At 37.9% G+C, this 16658-nt stretch carries 18 protein-coding genes; 15 read left to right on the top strand and 3 right to left on the bottom strand.

What is annotated here, in order from left to right; translation table 11 throughout:
- Positions 1 to 5 precede the first annotated feature (5 nt).
- The 11 genes from mutM (at position 6) to QH639_RS11525 (ending at position 10176) form a co-directional block, all read left to right on the top strand.
- Positions 6 to 878 (top strand): bifunctional DNA-formamidopyrimidine glycosylase/DNA-(apurinic or apyrimidinic site) lyase, encoded by an 873-nt coding sequence (gene mutM, locus QH639_RS11575; protein WP_131521355.1) that lies wholly within the window; start codon positions 6 to 8, stop codon positions 876 to 878.
- A gap of 13 nt (positions 879 to 891) precedes the next feature.
- Positions 892 to 1485 (top strand): dephospho-CoA kinase, encoded by a 594-nt coding sequence (coaE, locus tag QH639_RS11570; protein ID WP_281116073.1) that lies wholly within the window; start codon positions 892 to 894, stop codon positions 1483 to 1485.
- 206 nt (positions 1486 to 1691) lie between these two features.
- Positions 1692 to 2714 carry a glyceraldehyde-3-phosphate dehydrogenase gene (locus QH639_RS11565; RefSeq protein WP_004226274.1) on the top strand — a complete coding sequence of 341 codons (1023 nt, stop codon included), beginning with the start codon at positions 1692 to 1694 and terminating at the stop codon, positions 2712 to 2714.
- A 187-nt stretch (positions 2715 to 2901) separates the two neighbouring features.
- Positions 2902 to 3372: a transcriptional regulator NrdR gene (gene nrdR / locus QH639_RS11560; protein WP_004226277.1), complete on the top strand. Its 471-nt coding sequence runs from the start codon at positions 2902 to 2904 to the stop codon at positions 3370 to 3372.
- Between the two features lie 16 nt (positions 3373 to 3388).
- On the top strand, positions 3389 to 4771 hold the full coding sequence (locus QH639_RS11555) for a replication initiation and membrane attachment family protein (protein ID WP_227744956.1): 1383 nt from the start codon (positions 3389 to 3391) through the stop codon (positions 4769 to 4771).
- A gap of 2 nt (positions 4772 to 4773) precedes the next feature.
- The gene (dnaI, locus tag QH639_RS11550; protein ID WP_227744960.1) at positions 4774 to 5712 is read left to right on the top strand and encodes a primosomal protein DnaI; all 939 of its coding nucleotides are present in this window, start codon (positions 4774 to 4776) and stop codon (positions 5710 to 5712) included.
- A 554-nt stretch (positions 5713 to 6266) separates the two neighbouring features.
- Entirely contained in the window at positions 6267 to 8198 is a 1932-nt protein-coding gene (gene thrS, locus QH639_RS11545; RefSeq protein WP_103118643.1) for a threonine--tRNA ligase, read from the top strand.
- A 415-nt stretch (positions 8199 to 8613) separates the two neighbouring features.
- Entirely contained in the window at positions 8614 to 9117 is a 504-nt protein-coding gene (infC, locus tag QH639_RS11540; protein WP_016994853.1) for a translation initiation factor IF-3, read from the top strand.
- 31 nt (positions 9118 to 9148) lie between these two features.
- A complete protein-coding gene (gene rpmI, locus QH639_RS11535; RefSeq protein WP_004226312.1) occupies positions 9149 to 9349 on the top strand; it encodes a 50S ribosomal protein L35 in 201 nt (66 codons plus the stop codon).
- A gap of 57 nt (positions 9350 to 9406) precedes the next feature.
- The gene (gene rplT / locus QH639_RS11530; protein ID WP_025114500.1) at positions 9407 to 9766 is read left to right on the top strand and encodes a 50S ribosomal protein L20; all 360 of its coding nucleotides are present in this window, start codon (positions 9407 to 9409) and stop codon (positions 9764 to 9766) included.
- Positions 9767 to 9912: 146 nt separating this feature from the next.
- Positions 9913 to 10176 carry a DUF1294 domain-containing protein gene (locus QH639_RS11525; protein ID WP_048393614.1) on the top strand — a complete coding sequence of 88 codons (264 nt, stop codon included), beginning with the start codon at positions 9913 to 9915 and terminating at the stop codon, positions 10174 to 10176.
- 23 nt (positions 10177 to 10199) lie between these two features.
- On the opposite strand, the gene QH639_RS11520 is transcribed toward QH639_RS11525, so the two are convergent.
- Positions 10200 to 10595 carry a hypothetical protein gene (locus tag QH639_RS11520; RefSeq protein WP_004226335.1) on the bottom strand — a complete coding sequence of 132 codons (396 nt, stop codon included), beginning with the start codon at positions 10593 to 10595 and terminating at the stop codon, positions 10200 to 10202.
- Between the two features lie 106 nt (positions 10596 to 10701).
- On the opposite strand from QH639_RS11520, the gene QH639_RS11515 reads away from it, so the two are divergent.
- Positions 10702 to 11187 (top strand): dUTP diphosphatase, encoded by a 486-nt coding sequence (locus tag QH639_RS11515; protein ID WP_054549960.1) that lies wholly within the window; start codon positions 10702 to 10704, stop codon positions 11185 to 11187.
- A 94-nt stretch (positions 11188 to 11281) separates the two neighbouring features.
- On the top strand, positions 11282 to 12370 hold the full coding sequence (locus QH639_RS11510; RefSeq protein WP_016994857.1) for a M42 family metallopeptidase: 1089 nt from the start codon (positions 11282 to 11284) through the stop codon (positions 12368 to 12370).
- A gap of 353 nt (positions 12371 to 12723) precedes the next feature.
- Here QH639_RS11510 and QH639_RS11505 read toward each other — a convergent pair whose 3' ends face one another.
- Together QH639_RS11505 and QH639_RS11500 are read right to left on the bottom strand one after the other, a co-directional pair.
- Complete coding sequence (locus QH639_RS11505) at positions 12724 to 13722, bottom strand: serine hydrolase domain-containing protein (protein ID WP_281116071.1); 999 nt, start codon at positions 13720 to 13722, stop codon at positions 12724 to 12726.
- 22 nt (positions 13723 to 13744) lie between these two features.
- On the bottom strand, positions 13745 to 14191 hold the full coding sequence (locus QH639_RS11500) for a MarR family winged helix-turn-helix transcriptional regulator (protein ID WP_131521360.1): 447 nt from the start codon (positions 14189 to 14191) through the stop codon (positions 13745 to 13747).
- 243 nt (positions 14192 to 14434) lie between these two features.
- Between QH639_RS11500 and argF the strand changes: the two genes are divergently transcribed.
- Positions 14435 to 15400, top strand: coding sequence for an ornithine carbamoyltransferase (gene argF, locus QH639_RS11495; protein WP_131521361.1), 966 nt, complete (start codon positions 14435 to 14437; stop codon positions 15398 to 15400).
- A gap of 296 nt (positions 15401 to 15696) precedes the next feature.
- Entirely contained in the window at positions 15697 to 16593 is an 897-nt protein-coding gene (locus tag QH639_RS11490; protein ID WP_131521362.1) for a LysR family transcriptional regulator, read from the top strand.
- The last annotated feature ends 65 nt before the right edge of the window (positions 16594 to 16658 follow it).

The raw sequence follows: 16658 nt of genomic DNA, 5'->3' as shown, positions 1-16658 counted from the left end.
TTCAAATGCCTGAATTACCAGAGGTAGAGGGTGTCGTCCAGGCATTGAAGCCAACAGTTGAAGGACGTACCATTCAACAGGTTCAGCTTTCCGAACGAGTACATTTCTCTTTTAGTGAGGGTAAACAATGTATTGTCAAACAAGCAGAGCCTGATGCATTTGAAAGTACTTTGTCCCAGATGACCATTACCAAAATTGAACGAAGAGCAAAATATATTTTCTTTCATTTGATGAAGGATGATGTTCCATATGTTCTTGTTAGTCACTTAGGGATGACAGGTGCTTGGTTTGTTGTGAATTCACCCGATGAAATTAATGAGGCGAAGTTTCAAAAGCATATCCATGCAACATTTGAAATGGCAGATGGAGGATACTTGATTTATTCAGATATTCGCCGTTTTGGTGAACTTCGTTTTCTGACAAAAATTGAAGATCATGCGCCATTGACAAAAATGGCACCAGAGCCATTTGATGAGCATGCATGTGAATTTTTTATAACAAAATCTAAGCTACCGAAATATGAAAATAAAGCTGTAAAAGAAGTAATTATGGATGGGCAAGTCATTTCGGGCTGTGGCAATATTTATGCAACAGAGGCATTGTTTGCTCAGAAAATTCACCCTGCACGCAAAATGAGCCGCATTAGTGAAAAGCGGAAGCGAGCATTATTTGAGGAGATTGTTGCCGTCCTACGTCAAAGCATTGAAGCGGGTGGTTCAACTATTTCTGATTATCGGAATATTAATGGGGAAGCAGGGAGTATGCAGAATCGATTAAAAATGTATGGGAAAAAGGTATGTCCAACATGTGAAACGGCAACAAGTCAAATGACAATTGGAGGGCGCACCTCTGTCTATTGCCCAAATTGTCAACATTAAAGGGGATTTAGCAATGATTATCGGACTTACAGGAAGTATTGCAAGTGGAAAAAGTACAGTAGCTAAAATGATGAGCGAACTGGGTTTACCGATTGTTGATGCAGATGTCGTAGCACGAGATGTCGTAGAACCTGGAACAGAGACATTAGCTTTGATTGCTGAAAGTTTTGGACAAGCTATCTTGCTTGAGGACGGCAATTTAAATCGAACTATGCTGGGTGATATCATATTCCATGAGCCTGCCAAACGCAAAACGTTAAATGATATCATGCATCCAGCAATCAGAAAAGAAATGTTACGTCAGCGTGATGCCTATTTAGAAGCAGGACATGAACATGTTGTGATGGACATTCCTTTGTTATTTGAGAGTAAGCTTCAACATTTTGTGGAACGTATCATTGTGGTATCGGTCAGTGAAGAAGTTCAGCTTCGACGTTTAATGGAACGAAATAATTTAACTAAAGAAGATGCATTGGCACGTATACACTCTCAACTGCCGATGTCTGTCAAAGAAAAGGGTGCACATGCGGTCATTTATAATAACGAAAATATAGAAAGTACAGCAGAACAATTAAAAAAAATCCTGCATTATTGGGATGTTATTTAATGAGTTCTTCTATGATGCGTAGCAAGCCGATCTTGCTACGCATTTTTTTATGGGGAAACGCCATAATAAAGAATAATTTTTCAGAAAATAAGAACTTTTATATTCTCAATATATAATGTTCATCTTTTTTAAAATTGTGTTATACTAATCACCATAAAGTATATAATTAATTAATCTGAGTATGTACTCACAGGAGGATATTATAAATGACAGTATCAATTGCTATTAATGGTTTCGGGCGTATCGGACGTATGGTTTTCCGCCAGGCTATCGTACAACAAGATTTAAACATTGTTGCAATTAACGCAAGCTATCCTGCAGAAACGTTAGCACATTTGATTAAGTATGACACAAATCACGGAACATTTGAAGGTACGGTAGAACCAGCAGGCGATGCTTTAGTTGTAAATGGTAAACGTGTTCAAATTATTAGTGAACGTGATCCTTTAAAATTACCTTGGTCTACAATGGGTGTAGATATCGTTATTGAAGCTACAGGAAAATTTAATGAGCGTGATAAAGCAGCTATGCACTTAGCAGCTGGCGCGAAAAAAGTAATCTTAACAGCACCGGGTAAAAACGAAGATGTAACAATTGTTTTAGGTGTAAATGATGACAAATTGGATATTGCTAAACATGATGTTATTTCAAATGCTTCTTGTACAACAAACTGCTTAGCGCCAGTAGCAAAAGTATTGAATGACACATTTGGTATTGAGAATGGTTTAATGACAACAGTTCATGCTTATACAAATGACCAAAAGAACTTAGACAATCCGCATAAAGATTTACGTCGTGCACGTGGATGCGCCCAATCCATTATCCCAACATCTACAGGTGCAGCGAAAGCATTAAAATTAGTTTTACCTGAATTAGAAGGTAAAATTCATGGTATGGCACTTCGTGTTCCAACACCAAACGTATCTTTAGTTGATCTTGTAGTAGATTTAAATACAGATGTAACAGTTGATGCAGTCAATGCAGCATTTGTAAAAGCGGCAACAGAAGGTCCAATGAAGGGTATCCTTAATTTCTCTGTTGAGCCATTAGTATCTTCTGATTACAATACAACAACTTATTCTTCAACAGTTGATGGACTTTCTACAATGGTGTTAGGCAACCGCAAAGTAAAAGTACTTGCTTGGTATGATAACGAGTGGGGCTACTCTGCACGCGTTGTTGACCTTGTAAAAAAAGTGGCAAATGCTTTAGAAACGGTAAACGCGTAATAATTTCTATAGAGAGCACATTGAAATCGAAAAGGTTTCAATGTGCTCTTTTTTTACAGAAACTTTTCTTGTACTTCAGGTGCTTTAGATTTATCATGAGCTCACAAACGTGAATGCACTTTTCTTACATGTAGGAAATTTGTTATAATAGATATATTAAATTGTTGTAAACCAGGAGAGTAATTATATGAGATGTCCATCTTGCCAATTTAACGGAACGCGTGTTGTGGATTCGAGGCCAGTAGATGATAATAAAGAAATTCGTAGACGTCGTGAATGTGAGTCATGTGGCTTCCGTTTTACAACGTTTGAAAAAATTGAAGAGACACCATTAGTCGTTGTGAAAAAAGAAGGTTCACGAGAAGAGTTTAGCCGTGAGAAGGTGCTTCGTGGGCTTATTCGTGCTTGTGAAAAACGTCCAGTGGCACTTGATGTGCTGGAGGAACTTGTTCTGTCCATTGAAAAAGATCTTCGTCGTATTGGAAATTCGGAAGTACGCTCAGAAGATGTTGGCGAAATGGTCATGGACCGCTTAGCCAAAATTGATGAGGTTGCCTATGTGCGTTTTGCGTCGGTCTACCGTCAGTTTAAAGATATCAATGTCTTTATTGAAGAAATAAAAGACATTATTCAACGTCAAACGGAGAAGAAATCATAGCAAACAGAGAGGATGAATGCCGTTGATTCATTTATATAAGGAATTGCAGCCTGGCGATCCTTTCGACATTCGTCTACCTCATGCATTTTCTACACAAGAGCGTCAATTAGTTACATTATTTTATCAACCATTAACGGGATCAGAGCCAGTTAGCCTCTATTTAACATTATGGGCAGAAGCAGAGCAAATGCCAAAGCAGCAAATGACACATTATTATTTAATGAATGTGCTAGGGCTACCAATTGGTAAAGTGTTTGAGGCTCGTATTGCTTTAGAAGCTATTGGTTTGCTGCGTACATGGAAAAAAGAAAATGCTGGTGAGCGTAGTTTTTTATATGAGCTACAGCGCCCATTAGATGCAGATAGCTTTATGAAAGACCCGCTGCTGTCGATGTTTTTGTTTAGTAAAATTGGAGAGCAGGCTTATCGCAACTTACGTCAGCGCTTTATGTCACCTGTAAAGGACACGGCGTTTAAGGATGTATCTCGTGCTTTTATTGATGTCTACAAGCCTGTTCATGCCAATATTCCATCAGATTTACAAGTGGATACGAGTCCTAAGGATAAACAAAAAGTGTATCCATTTTATTTGGAGCAATTCGATTTTGATTTATTGCAAGCCGGTTTGTCTGAGCAATTGGTACCTTCCAATTTGTTGACATTTGAAGTGCGTGAAGCCATAGCCAAGTTGGCATTTTTATATCATTTAACAGCCCTTGATATGCAAAAAGTAGTCATACTTGCTTTAGATGATGATTTAGGCATTTCTCAGGAACGTTTACGAAAGGCTGCTGCTGATTTTTATAAATTAACCGTATCCAAGGAGCCGCCAAAACTTGCCCGTGTCACCGATCCTCTACCAGTAGCAGAAGCGGGACAAAAAACCAAGGATCAGGAACTTCAACACTATTTAGAAACAACGGCGCCTGTCCAAGTTTTAAGAGATATAAATAATGGTAAAGAACCATTACAAACCTCAGTCCAACTTGCAGAAAATTTAATCGTTCAACATGGCATGCCAATTGGAGTGGTTAATGCATTGTTAGAATACGTTATGCTAACAACAGATATGAAGCTCCCTAAAAAATATGTGGAAACGATTGCTGATCATTGGGTACGAAAAAATGTCCAGACCGCTAAGGAAGCAATGGAACTTGCACGTCAAGAGCATGATAAATATACAGCTTGGAAAAACAAGCCGCAAACGTCCAATAAAACGAGTCAACAGACAAAAGGACGTTCAAGATATCAACGTGAAGAAAAAGTGCCTGAATGGTTCTATAAACGAAATGATAAATCCGATGCAGGAGAATCCCCGATTGATCATACTGATTTTGAAAAAGAAAGACAAAAAATTCTTGAAAAATTAGGGAATATACAAAATAAGGTAGGTGAATGACAATCGAACCCATTAATGGACCACTAAAACGAGCAATTAATGTACCTTCATTTCAAGCACGATATGAAGCGATGCGACGAGAAATTTTAGAACATCCGCGTGTGGAGGAATTTATAGCTCAACATGCAGAAGAACTAAACTACGAGAACATTGAGCGAAACCTACCAAAGCTTCAAGAATATATTAGTCAATCTACTGTGTGCTGTGGCTGTGACAATACTGACAATTGCACAAATTATTTAAAAGGCTTCATCCCGCAGTTAAGAGTTGTCAGAAAGTCGTTAGAGATTGATTATGTCCAGTGTGAGCAAAAGATACGTGAGGACGAGCGCCGAGATGTTGCCAACATGATCGCTAGTATGCATATGCCAAAGGATGTATTGCAAGCTACAATAAGTGATTTATTTATAGATGACCATTCACGAATCGATATTGCCAATAAAGCAACAGATTTTGTAGATAGTATAATAGAAACAGGAAAACTACCGACAAAGGGCTTTTATTTATACGGTGAGTTTGGTGTAGGGAAGTCCTTTGTACTTGGTGCTTTGGCCAATCAATTAGCTAGAATTAAAGTTAAATCTGTGGTAGTTTTCGTTCCAGAGTTTTTACGAGAAATGAAAAATGCCATTGGCGATAATACATTGAATGAGAAAATTGATTATATTAAAAAGGCTCCTGTCTTAATGCTAGATGATTTAGGCGCGGAGACAATGACTGCCTGGACACGTGATGAAATATTGGGGACTATTTTCCATTATCGGATGGCAGAGCAATTGCCAACTTTTATTACGTCTAATTTTAACTATGAAGAATTAGAGCATCACTTAGCTCAGTCACAAAAAGGTGATATTGAGGTTGTCAAAGCGGGACGTATTATGGAGCGAATTAAAGCCCTAACCGTGCCGATCGAAATGCGAGGCAAAAATCGTCGGATGTAACATTGATAGTTGCATTTTTCGACAATCGAGCGTATACTGACTCATATACTTAATATCAATATGCATTGATGAGGACATGAATTTTGTGTATCAGCTTTTAGAGAGGGAAGTCATCGGCTGAAAACTTCCTAGTATGGGCACATTATTTACTACCTACTGAGCAGCGAAAGGGATAATCTTTCGCCGGTCCCTAGCCCGTTAGCTAGCCTTGAGCTTCGTCTGACTTTATGTAAGTCGGAAGGAAGAAGGGTGGAACCACGAGCATACGCTTCGTCCCTTTTGTGAGGGACGGAGCTTTTTTTATTTTTCTCAGATTTCATTGAAATAGTGGTGGCTCCGCTCATATAGGGAGATAAGTCGCTCGCGAAAGTGGTTAACTTGCTCATAGAGAGTAAGAAAATACTCAGAAGCATGAAGATGCCGCTCCGATTGCACTGAGAAATGCTTAAAAAAGCAATGACTCCGCTCAAACCAAGCCGTAGAGTCACACAAATATTGCTCCAGCCAATCATCAAGCATGATGTATTTATCAAAAACAAAGGAGTGCAAAGATTATGTCAGAAATGATTAAATTAACTTTCCCAGATGGCGCTGTAAAGGAATTTGCAAAAGGCACATCAACGGATGACGTAGCATTATCTATTAGCCCTGGCTTACGTAAAAAAGCGTATGCAGGTAAAATTAATGGTGTGTTAGTGGATTTAAAAACACCAATTGAAGAGGATGCAACTATTGCAATCATTACACAAGATGATGAGGCAGCACTTGAAATTTTACGTCACTCAACTGCCCATTTAACAGCGCAAGCTATTAAACGTCTATTCCCAGATGTAAAGCTTGGTATTGGTCCGGTAATTGAAGGTGGTTTCTACTATGATATCGACTCACCAACACCAATCACTGCTGAAGATCTACCAGCCATTGAAAAAGAAATGAAGAAAATTATTGCTGAAAACCTTGAGGTGGAACGCAAAAATGTAAGCCGTGCTGAAGCACAAGCCCTTTATGAAGAAATTGGCGATGAGTATAAATTAGAATTACTTGAAGCCATTCCTGCAGATGAGCAAGTATCTATTTATTATCAAGGCGAGTTTTTTGATCTTTGCCGTGGTATCCACGTACCATCTACGGGTAAACTTCGTGAATTCAAGCTTTTATCATTAGCGGGTGCTTACTGGAGAGGGAACTCTGATAACAAAATGTTACAACGTATTTATGGTACAGCGTTCTTCAAAAAAGAGGAATTAAAACACCACCTTCAAATGCTAGAAGAAGCAAAAGAACGTGATCACCGTAAAATCGGAAAAGAATTAGAACTGTTTACAACTTCCCAAAAGGTTGGCCAAGGTTTACCACTTTGGTTACCAAATGGTGCAACAATTCGTCGTGTTATTGAACGTTATATTGTCGATAAAGAATTATCACTTGGCTATAAGCACGTTTATACACCAGTATTAGGTTCTAAAGAGCTTTATCAAACTTCTGGTCACTGGGATCATTATCAAGATTCAATTTTCCCACCAATGGAAATGGATAATGAAACATTAATTATGCGTCCAATGAACTGTCCTCACCATATGATGGTGTACAAAAACAGCATGCATTCATATCGTAATCTACCATTGCGTATTGCAGAGCTTGGCACAATGCACCGTTACGAAATGTCAGGGGCGGTTTCAGGCTTACAACGTGTTCGTGGGATGACATTAAATGATGCCCATATTTTTGTTCGCCCAGATCAAATTAAAGCGGAATTCCAAAAAGTAGTACAGTTAATTTTAGAGGTTTATAAAGATTTCGATCTTAATGATTACTCATTCCGTTTATCTTATCGCGACCCAGCAGATACTGAGAAATACTTCGATGATGATGCAATGTGGGAAAAAGCACAAAGCATGCTAAAAGAAGCAATGGATGAACTTGGCTTAGACTACTTTGAAGCGGAAGGTGAGGCTGCATTCTATGGTCCTAAACTTGACGTTCAGGTAAAAACAGCGATTGGTAAAGAAGAGACTTTATCTACAGTTCAATTAGACTTCTTATTACCAGAGCGCTTCGACCTAACTTATGTTGGGGAAGATGGTAAGCCTCATCGTCCAGTTGTTATCCACCGTGGTGTTGTATCAACAATGGAACGTTTTGTTGCCTTCTTAATTGAAGAATACAAAGGAGCATTCCCAACTTGGTTAGCACCAGTACAAGTTGAAGTTATTCCAGTATCGAATGAAGCTCACTTCGACTATGCAAAGCAAATTGAAGAGCAACTGACAGCAGCTGGTTTACGTGTGGAAATGGATGATCGTGAAGAGAAGTTAGGCTATAAAATCCGTGAGGCACAAATGAAAAAGATTCCTTATATGCTTGTTATCGGGGATAAAGAGGTTGAGGCAAATGGCGTGAATGTTCGACGTTATGGCTCGAAAGATTCCGAAACAATTAGCTTTGAGGATTTCCTAGCAGCTATTAAAGCAGAAATTACAAAATAAGCTTTAACTAGAGACCCTTGCTTGCCAAAGTGAGGGTTTCTGTATAAAATAAATCTTGCATTTGTATAGAAGAGCTTCATTTTGGTTATGTTAGCACTGATAAGAAAATAAATATTTGACAGCTTATCATATACATGCTAATATAATTAAGGTTAATGAATACAAAGTTTGTGGTTGAAGTAGAGGCTGCCCGCTTCTCACCTGATACAACGCTTTAAAGGCTGTGAACAGGTATGACACGTTGAATTGTTTTGCGTAGACTTGCGCATGCACATATAGCGGGCGGACATCTTCAAAAATGTCCGTCCTTTTTTTATGGACATGACGAGAGGATGTACCGTTCAACCGGGCAAGGCTTTGCCCAAACCATGTATTCGCGACAACTACTTGGAGGTGGATTACTATTAGCAAAGACATGTATGTAAACGAAGGCATTCGCGCACGTGAACTTCGATTAATCGATCACAATGGTGACCAGCTTGGTGTAAAGACACGTAATGAAGCGCTAGAAATCGCCGCTCGTGTAAACTTGGATCTTGTCCTTGTGGCCCCTCAAGCCAAGCCGCCAGTCGCTCGTATCATGGACTATGGTAAATTTAAGTTTGAACAGCAAAAGAAAGACCGTGAAATTCGTAAGAATCAAAAGGTCATCGTAATGAAAGAGGTTCGTTTGAGCCCAACAATCGATGAGCATGATTTCCAAACGAAGTTACGTAATGCGATTAAATTCCTTGAAAAAGGCGATAAAGTAAAATGTAGCCTACGTTTCAAAGGTCGTGCGATCACACACAAAGAGATTGGTCAACGTGTGTTAGATCGTTTTGCTGAAGCTTGTGCTGAAGTATCAACGGTAGAACAAAAACCGAAGATGGAAGGCCGAAGCATGTTCTTAGTTCTTCAACCAAAGAACGAGAAATAATATTAGACGAACAGTTTAGGAGGAATTCGACATGCCAAAAATGAAAACTCACCGTGGAGCTGCGAAACGTTTCAAAAAAACGGGTTCAGGTAAATTAAAATACGACCGTGCTTATGGAAGCCACTTATTCGCAAACAAATCTACGAAACAAAAACGTCACCTACGTAAAGCAAACATCGTATCATCTGGTGACTTCAAACGCATCAAATCTTTACTTGTTTACATGAAATAATTGACTACAAAAAAATACTAACATTCATTTTTAAATGAAAAGCAGGAGGTAATTCATATGCCACGCGTAAAAGGCGGAACAGTGACGCGCAAACGTCGTAAAAAAGTATTGAAATTAGCTAAAGGTTACTATGGTTCAAAACATACATTATACAAAGTTGCTAACCAAGCAGTAATGAAATCAGGTCAATATGCATACCGTGACCGTCGTCAGAAAAAACGTGATTTCCGTAAATTATGGATCACTCGTATCAACGCAGCTGCTCGTATGAACGGTCTTTCTTATAGCCGTTTAATGCACGGTTTAAAAGTTGCAGGTATTGAAGTTAACCGTAAAATGTTAGCTGACCTTGCAGTAACTGATGCTACAGCATTCACTCAATTAGCAGACGCTGCTAAAAAAGCAGTAGCTAAATAATAGCTGACAACATTCACTATTATTTCTGCACCGAAAGCTTAGCGACAGGTGTGAAATATCATAAGTGCAATAAAAAGACTGATGGGTTTTTCCATCAGTCTTTTTTGTGTTAGATTAATAGTATCACGGTTTTAAAGGAGTAAGAGATGGGACAAGCATTATTAGCTTATATGAGCATTGTATCAATTGTATTGCTCATTTTAATGGGGATGGATAAATCACGAGCAAAGAATCATGAATGGCGTATAGCAGAGCGTACATTATTTACACTAGCCATAGCAGGAGGGGCAGCTGGGGGTGTATTGGGTATGTATTTATTCCGCCACAAAACACGTCATAATCGTTTTGCATTTGGTTTTCCCCTACTTGCAGCCATACAAATTTTTATCATTGTGCAGCTCTGGACATAAATGAGAATAATTAAAACACATCCTCATGACGGGGATGTGTTTCGCATAAGCTGTTCAATGGGCTGCTTCCAATTGATTTTGGCGCTTGGATAGTTCAATAATATTTCTTGCTGCAAATATTCAAAGTCGCTTTTGCTGAAGCCTTGTAATGTTGCAGCATCACGCGCACCGACGAAAATGGTTACAACCTCAAATGCATCCTCTGTTGTGCCTAGGTATTTTTCACCTTCAAAAAGAGCACCCTTATAGGAAATAAAGAAATTTTTTCGGACATTTTTAACGTCATCATAGAAATAATACTGGCCTTTTTCATAGGCTTCATCAAGTTTGCGTTTAGGATCGGTTATATAACGAATCGCTTTGTAAAATACATAAATAATAAGCGCTATTACAGCAAGTCGAATTAGTAACGGCAACATGTTTAAATTTCCCCCTTGAAGAAAGGTTATTCTTTCCTATACGATTAGAAGGGTCAAATAGTTTCACTTTTTTATAAAAAATTTTTTAGAAATTTAGGAGAAAAAAATGAATTTACAACAATTGTTTACCATGCAAAAAGAGCTTGATGATTTTATCGAGCAAACACAAAATATTCAGCAAGATGTGTTTCAGGAAAAGGGCTTAGCCTTACTAGTGGAGCTAGCTGAGCTTGCTAATGAAACACGTTGCTTTAAATTTTGGAGCACAAAGGGACCATCAGCACGTGAAGTCATTTTAGAAGAATATGTAGATTCGATTCATTTTATCTTATCTCTTGGCTTATTAAAGGGCTATACATCGATTGAAATGTGGCCTTTCGTAGAAGAAAACAAAGATTTAACAGCTACTTTTTTAGAAACACAAAGTGTTATTTTAGCATTTATTCATCAACCTACAGAGGAGCGTTATTTAGCTATTTGGCAATACTATGGGTTACTAGCGTATAATCTCGGTTTTACATTTGAGGATGTGGTGGGTGCTTATCTTGAAAAAAATCAAGAAAATTATCATCGGCAGCGTTCAGGTTATTAAAGTAAGAAATACACCAATTTTCAGACGATTAAGCTAGGAATATTTCGGTAAACGAAGTATAATAAAATAGATACAAGAAGTAGGAGGCAAAAGGATGACACAACTAGATCCAACATTACAAATGTTTAAAGATTTAACAGATGCGAATGGTATCGCAGGTAATGAACGTGCACCGCGTGAGGTCATGAAAAAATACATTGCACCATATGCAGATACTGTAGAAACAGATAACTTAGGTAGTGTCATTGCTAAAAAAGTTGGCGATGAAAACGGTCCTAAAATTGTTGTAGCAGGACATTTAGATGAAGTAGGCTTCATGGTTACACAAATTGATGACAAAGGCTTTATCAAATTCCAAACAGTAGGTGGCTGGTGGAGCCAAGTTATGCTTGCACAGCGTGTAACAATTACTACACGTAAGGGCGATGAAGTAATTGGGGTTATTGGTTCAAAGCCACCTCATATTTTACCTGCTGATGTACGTAATAAAGTAGTAGACATCAAAGATATGTTTATCGACATTGGTGCAGCTTCTAAAGATGAAGTTCTTGAGTGGGGCGTACGTCCTGGCGATATGGTAACACCGTACTTTGAGTTTAATGTAATGAAAAATGATAAGTATCTATTAGCTAAAGCTTGGGATAACCGTATCGGCTGTGCAATCGCGATTGATGTTATGAAAGCGTTACAAAATGAAAAGCACCCTAATATTCTTTATTCTGTAGGGAATGTACAAGAAGAAGTTGGACTTCGCGGTGCAAAAACTGCTACACATAAAATCCAACCAGATATTGGATTTGCAGTGGACGTAGGTGTAGCAGGAGATACGCCTGGAGTTACAGCCAAAGAATCAACGAGTAAGATGGGGGCAGGCCCTCAAATCGTTGTGTATGATGCATCTATGGTTTCACATCGTGGCTTACGTGAATTCGTATTAGATGTAGCAGATGAGCACAATATTCCATATCAATTTGAAGCGATGGCTGGCGGTGGTACAGATGCTGGCTCCATCCACGTAACAGCAAATGGTGTACCAGCACTATCAATCGGTATTGCAACACGCTATATTCATTCACATGCAGGTATCCTACATCGTGATGATTATGATAATGCCGTTAAATTAATGGTAGAAGTCATTAAAAAATTAGACCGTGATGCAGTCAATAAAATTACTTTTGACTGATACTGCTAAATAGATATAGCATGATTTTGCCTTCTAACAAAATGTTAGGAGGCTTTTTTACTCATTCCAAGGCCAATTAGGACTTGCTAATATTTTATAGAAATCAAAATATAAATTAATGGAAAATATCTGCGAGTAAACTGACAGTTGCTTTTAACTGAGCAACAGCCAAAGTATGTTAAGTTAGCTTATGATAAGAACCATTGCTAGCTTCTAGAAACGTTTAGCGGGCCGAGATTACTGAGAATGAGTGAAGGTGGATAGGTTTCAAGAGGTGTATAGGAGCTACAAGCGAGTTCTTGTGAAGAATAGGGTATTTCCTTTTATACCATCCAAGAAACACCCCGATTTCGCTATAAAGAATTTTCTAAAAGCTGTAAGATACTTTTCCCCATTTCAAGAGGATTGGTTGCAAGTATAGAGGATCGATAATTGGATAGAATCACGACACCTGTTTGCTGTTTTTTATTAAACCCTAGATAACTAGAGAAGCCTTTTGTTGATCCGTTATGCCAAATAATATCGTCTTCAAGTACCCATCCTAATCCGATGCTTACATCTTTTGAAATAGTATGAGTAGCTTGGTGTGTTAATAAATAGCCTGAATTTCGATTGCCCACGTGTATTTTTAAAAATTTTAATAAATCATCAACAGTGGATCGTATAGCGCCCGCTGCCATAAATTCATTCATTTCAAGTGGGGGCTTGTTATGTCCCCGAACAGAATATCCCTTCAATACGGTTTTTTCTTTAGAGGGGGGGATAGAAATAAAGGTATTCGTTAAATTTAAAGGTTCTACGATTCTACGAGTAATGGCTGTTTCAAAGTCAGTGTGAAGTTCATTTGCTAATAAATATCCTAAAAGGCCCATTCCTACATTAGAATATCTAAACTTAACTTTAGGCTCCTGGGTATGGGTTTTAAAATACTGTATTGCCTCATTCAATGAGTAGGGACAAAAGGGGTCACGAGGTGTTTGGTTATCAAAAAGATTATAGATGTTCTTCAGTACACCAAATCCCGGTAGACCAGATGTGTGATTTGCCAAATGCCTCAAAGTTACAGGGTGATTGTCGGGAATTTCAGAAAAGTATTTGGCGATAGAGTCTTCTATCTTCACGATTCCTTCTTGAATCATTTCCCCAAGCATGGATGTTGTGAAAACTTTAGAGATTGATCCAATTTCATAGATATAGGGTTTTTTATCATATGTGACATTTGAGCCGTTGAATATAAAAGCAGCATCTAGATTACGACAAATAACACCAATGGATAGGATTACATTCGGACGAGTCTTTACGTAAGGATAAGCAATTTTAAAAATATCCTTTTTTAAATCATTTAAATCCACAAATATTCCTCCTTTTCCATCGCTAATTTTTTTGAGCGCTAGAGACAATAGCATGGAGCTTCGTAAATATTTCTTTTAATTGCAGTAAATCCTCTTTAGCGAGCTGTGAATAGTATTTATTGATAATGGCTAACTCAATTTTTTCCTGTTTTTGAAAATAATCAAAGCCCCGCGTATCTAACTCGATGATGATTTCTCTACGATCCTTTTTATTTACGGTTCTTTTTATAAAGCTCTCCTGTTCTAGTCTTCCTACTAATTGACTTACAGCACTAGCAGAGGTCCCCATCAACTTTGCTAATTCGAAGGTTTGCAAAGGACCATGTGTTTGAAGAAGGCTTAAAAATAGTGCTTGCTTTGTAGTTAATGTTTCGTCTAATAGGGTGGAAAATTCTTCTGTTAGCATCACATTTGTTTCATACTCTACTTGGTTCAGCTCTTTGACCAGCTGTATCAGCTCGTTTTCCATTTCTTTCACCGCCTAAATAGTTAATATACATTAATTATGAATGCATATAAACTATAATGCAATTATTTAAGAATATGTTTGTTTAATAAAAAAGGAAATATGCATAAATATTCGTTTTGACGAATTTTCGTCACATTTAATAACAAATGAATAATAATTAAAATTTATTATAAAAATTCAGTTGATTTTATATTTATGCATGTTATACTAATTTCAACAGCAACGATATAAGGAGCGAAGGCTATGAAATTACTCGAAGAAGTACAGTTAAAGTTAGTGACTAGTTTAAAAGGAAAAGATCTACTAACTTTGCTAGACTATACAAGTCAAGAGGTTCAAGATCTTATTGAATTAGCAACACAGCTTAAAATGATTACAAAAGAGGGGAAATGTCCAAGATTACTAGAAGGTAAAACGCTTGGTATGATTTTTGAGAAACATTCAACTCGTACACGTATTTCATTTGAAGTTGGTATGAATCAATTAGGTGGGAAAAGCATGTTTATGCATGCGCGTGATTTGCAAATTGGTCGTGGTGAATCAATTTACGATACAGCGCATGTATTATCTGGCTATTTAGATGGCATTATGATTCGCGCAAACTCTCACAAAATGGTCAAAGAGCTGGCAGAGCATGCAGCAATCCCTGTCATCAATGGATTAACGGATATTTATCATCCCTGCCAGGCATTAGCTGATTTAGAGACGATTGCAGAAAATAAAGGCATGTTAAAAGGACTTAAAATTGCCTATGTAGGTGATGGCAACAATGTAGCACACTCACTCGTAGTAGCTTCAGCACACGTTGGCATGAATGTAGCTGTTGCGACACCTGTAGGGTATGAATGTGATGGGGAAGTCATCGCTAAAGCACAGGCCATTGCGGCAGCAAATGGCAGTACGATTATGATCACGAATGATCCTGTTGAAGCAGTATTAAATGCAGATGTCGTCTATGCTGATGTTTGGACATCTATGGGGCAAGAGGAAGAAACAGCAAAACGTTTACAAGATTTTGCTGGCTATCAAATTAATGATGAGCTAGTAGCCTATGCAAAACCAAATTATATGTTCTTACATTGCTTACCAGCACATCGTGAGGAAGAGGTTGCGACTTCAGTTATTGACGGACCTAATTCTTACATCTTTGAGCAAGCCGAAAATAGATTGCATGCTCAAAAAGCTGTATTAGCATCGATTTTAGCTTAAATATAGACATATGCTTTCTCGAGTTGAGAAGTACGATAGATAGAGTTTACATGGACAACAGAGGGTGTTCATGTGAATAACATAAAAGTGGTAGGCAGACAGAGGGATGTTCACCACGTGCGATGTTTGTTGTCAAGATGGATGGCTACATCGCTACATAGGAAAGTAACCTGGGAGAAGCTGGGTTACTTTTTTCTTTGTCAAAAATATAAAACATAGTTTTCTTATAAGTTATAGAGAAAATAAGGGATTATTTATATAATAGGTTAAATAAGTAATGAAGGGGTGAACTCCTCGTGAATATAGATCATATCGAGGCATTTTTATATGTTGTCCATTACAAAAGTATCCATAAAGCAGCCAATGCATTATTTCTTTCACAGCCAACTGTAACTGCACGTATTAAGTCATTAGAACGAGAGCTAGGTGTTGAGTTATTTTACCGAGATGGAAGAAGTGTGAGCGTATCAGAGAAAGGGAGAGACTTTTTACCATTTGCCACGCAAATTGTGCAAACATTTCAGCAAGGAAAGAAGCAATTAGAAGAAACGCAGGAGACCGATGAGGTATGTATTGGTGCAAACGGCGTAACAGCCCAGTATTTCTTAGCCTATGCATTGCCTAAATGGAAAGAGCAATTCCCTTATTTGCGTTTTCAATTATTTACAGGTTCCACAACAAACATTTTAGAAAAGCTACAAAGCCACCAAATTCATCTCGGCTTTATTCAATATGTACATGGGGATGGCATTGAGAACGAGCTTTTATTGAACAATACAGTGAAACTTGTCAAACACCGTGATCACCCATTACAACTAGATGAACTTATTCAAGCAAAAGAATTAGCTCAACAGAAAATGGTGTTTTTTGAATGTGGGGCGTTTGATTGGAATTATGTGCATAAAATGTTCGAGGTAGAGGGAGTAGCAGCCAATATTGAAGTACGAACAGATCATTTAGAAGTTGCCAAAGAATTTATTCGGACAAAAGACTATCTAAGCTTTTTACCACATCTATGCATCAAAAAGGAACTGGAAAGCGGTGAATTTGTGGAGATAGACGTCAAGCATTTACTGGATATGAATCAACATATATTTTTAACCTATAAAGAGAAAGAGACGTTGCCATCAGCCTTTTGGCAGACAATTTGTGAAACAGCTAAGCATTATGAAGGCATAGAAGACACGTATTGATAAAATATTTTATCACCACATAAAATTTTTTCTATTACTGGACCTATTGCATATCGTCGAAAGGA

The organism is Lysinibacillus sp. 1 U-2021 (assembly GCF_029916965.1).
Lineage (GTDB): Bacteria > Bacillota > Bacilli > Bacillales_A > Planococcaceae > Lysinibacillus > Lysinibacillus capsici.
The sequence above is the reverse complement of the archived record's forward strand: the minus strand, read 5'-3'. Positions and strand labels throughout refer to the sequence as shown.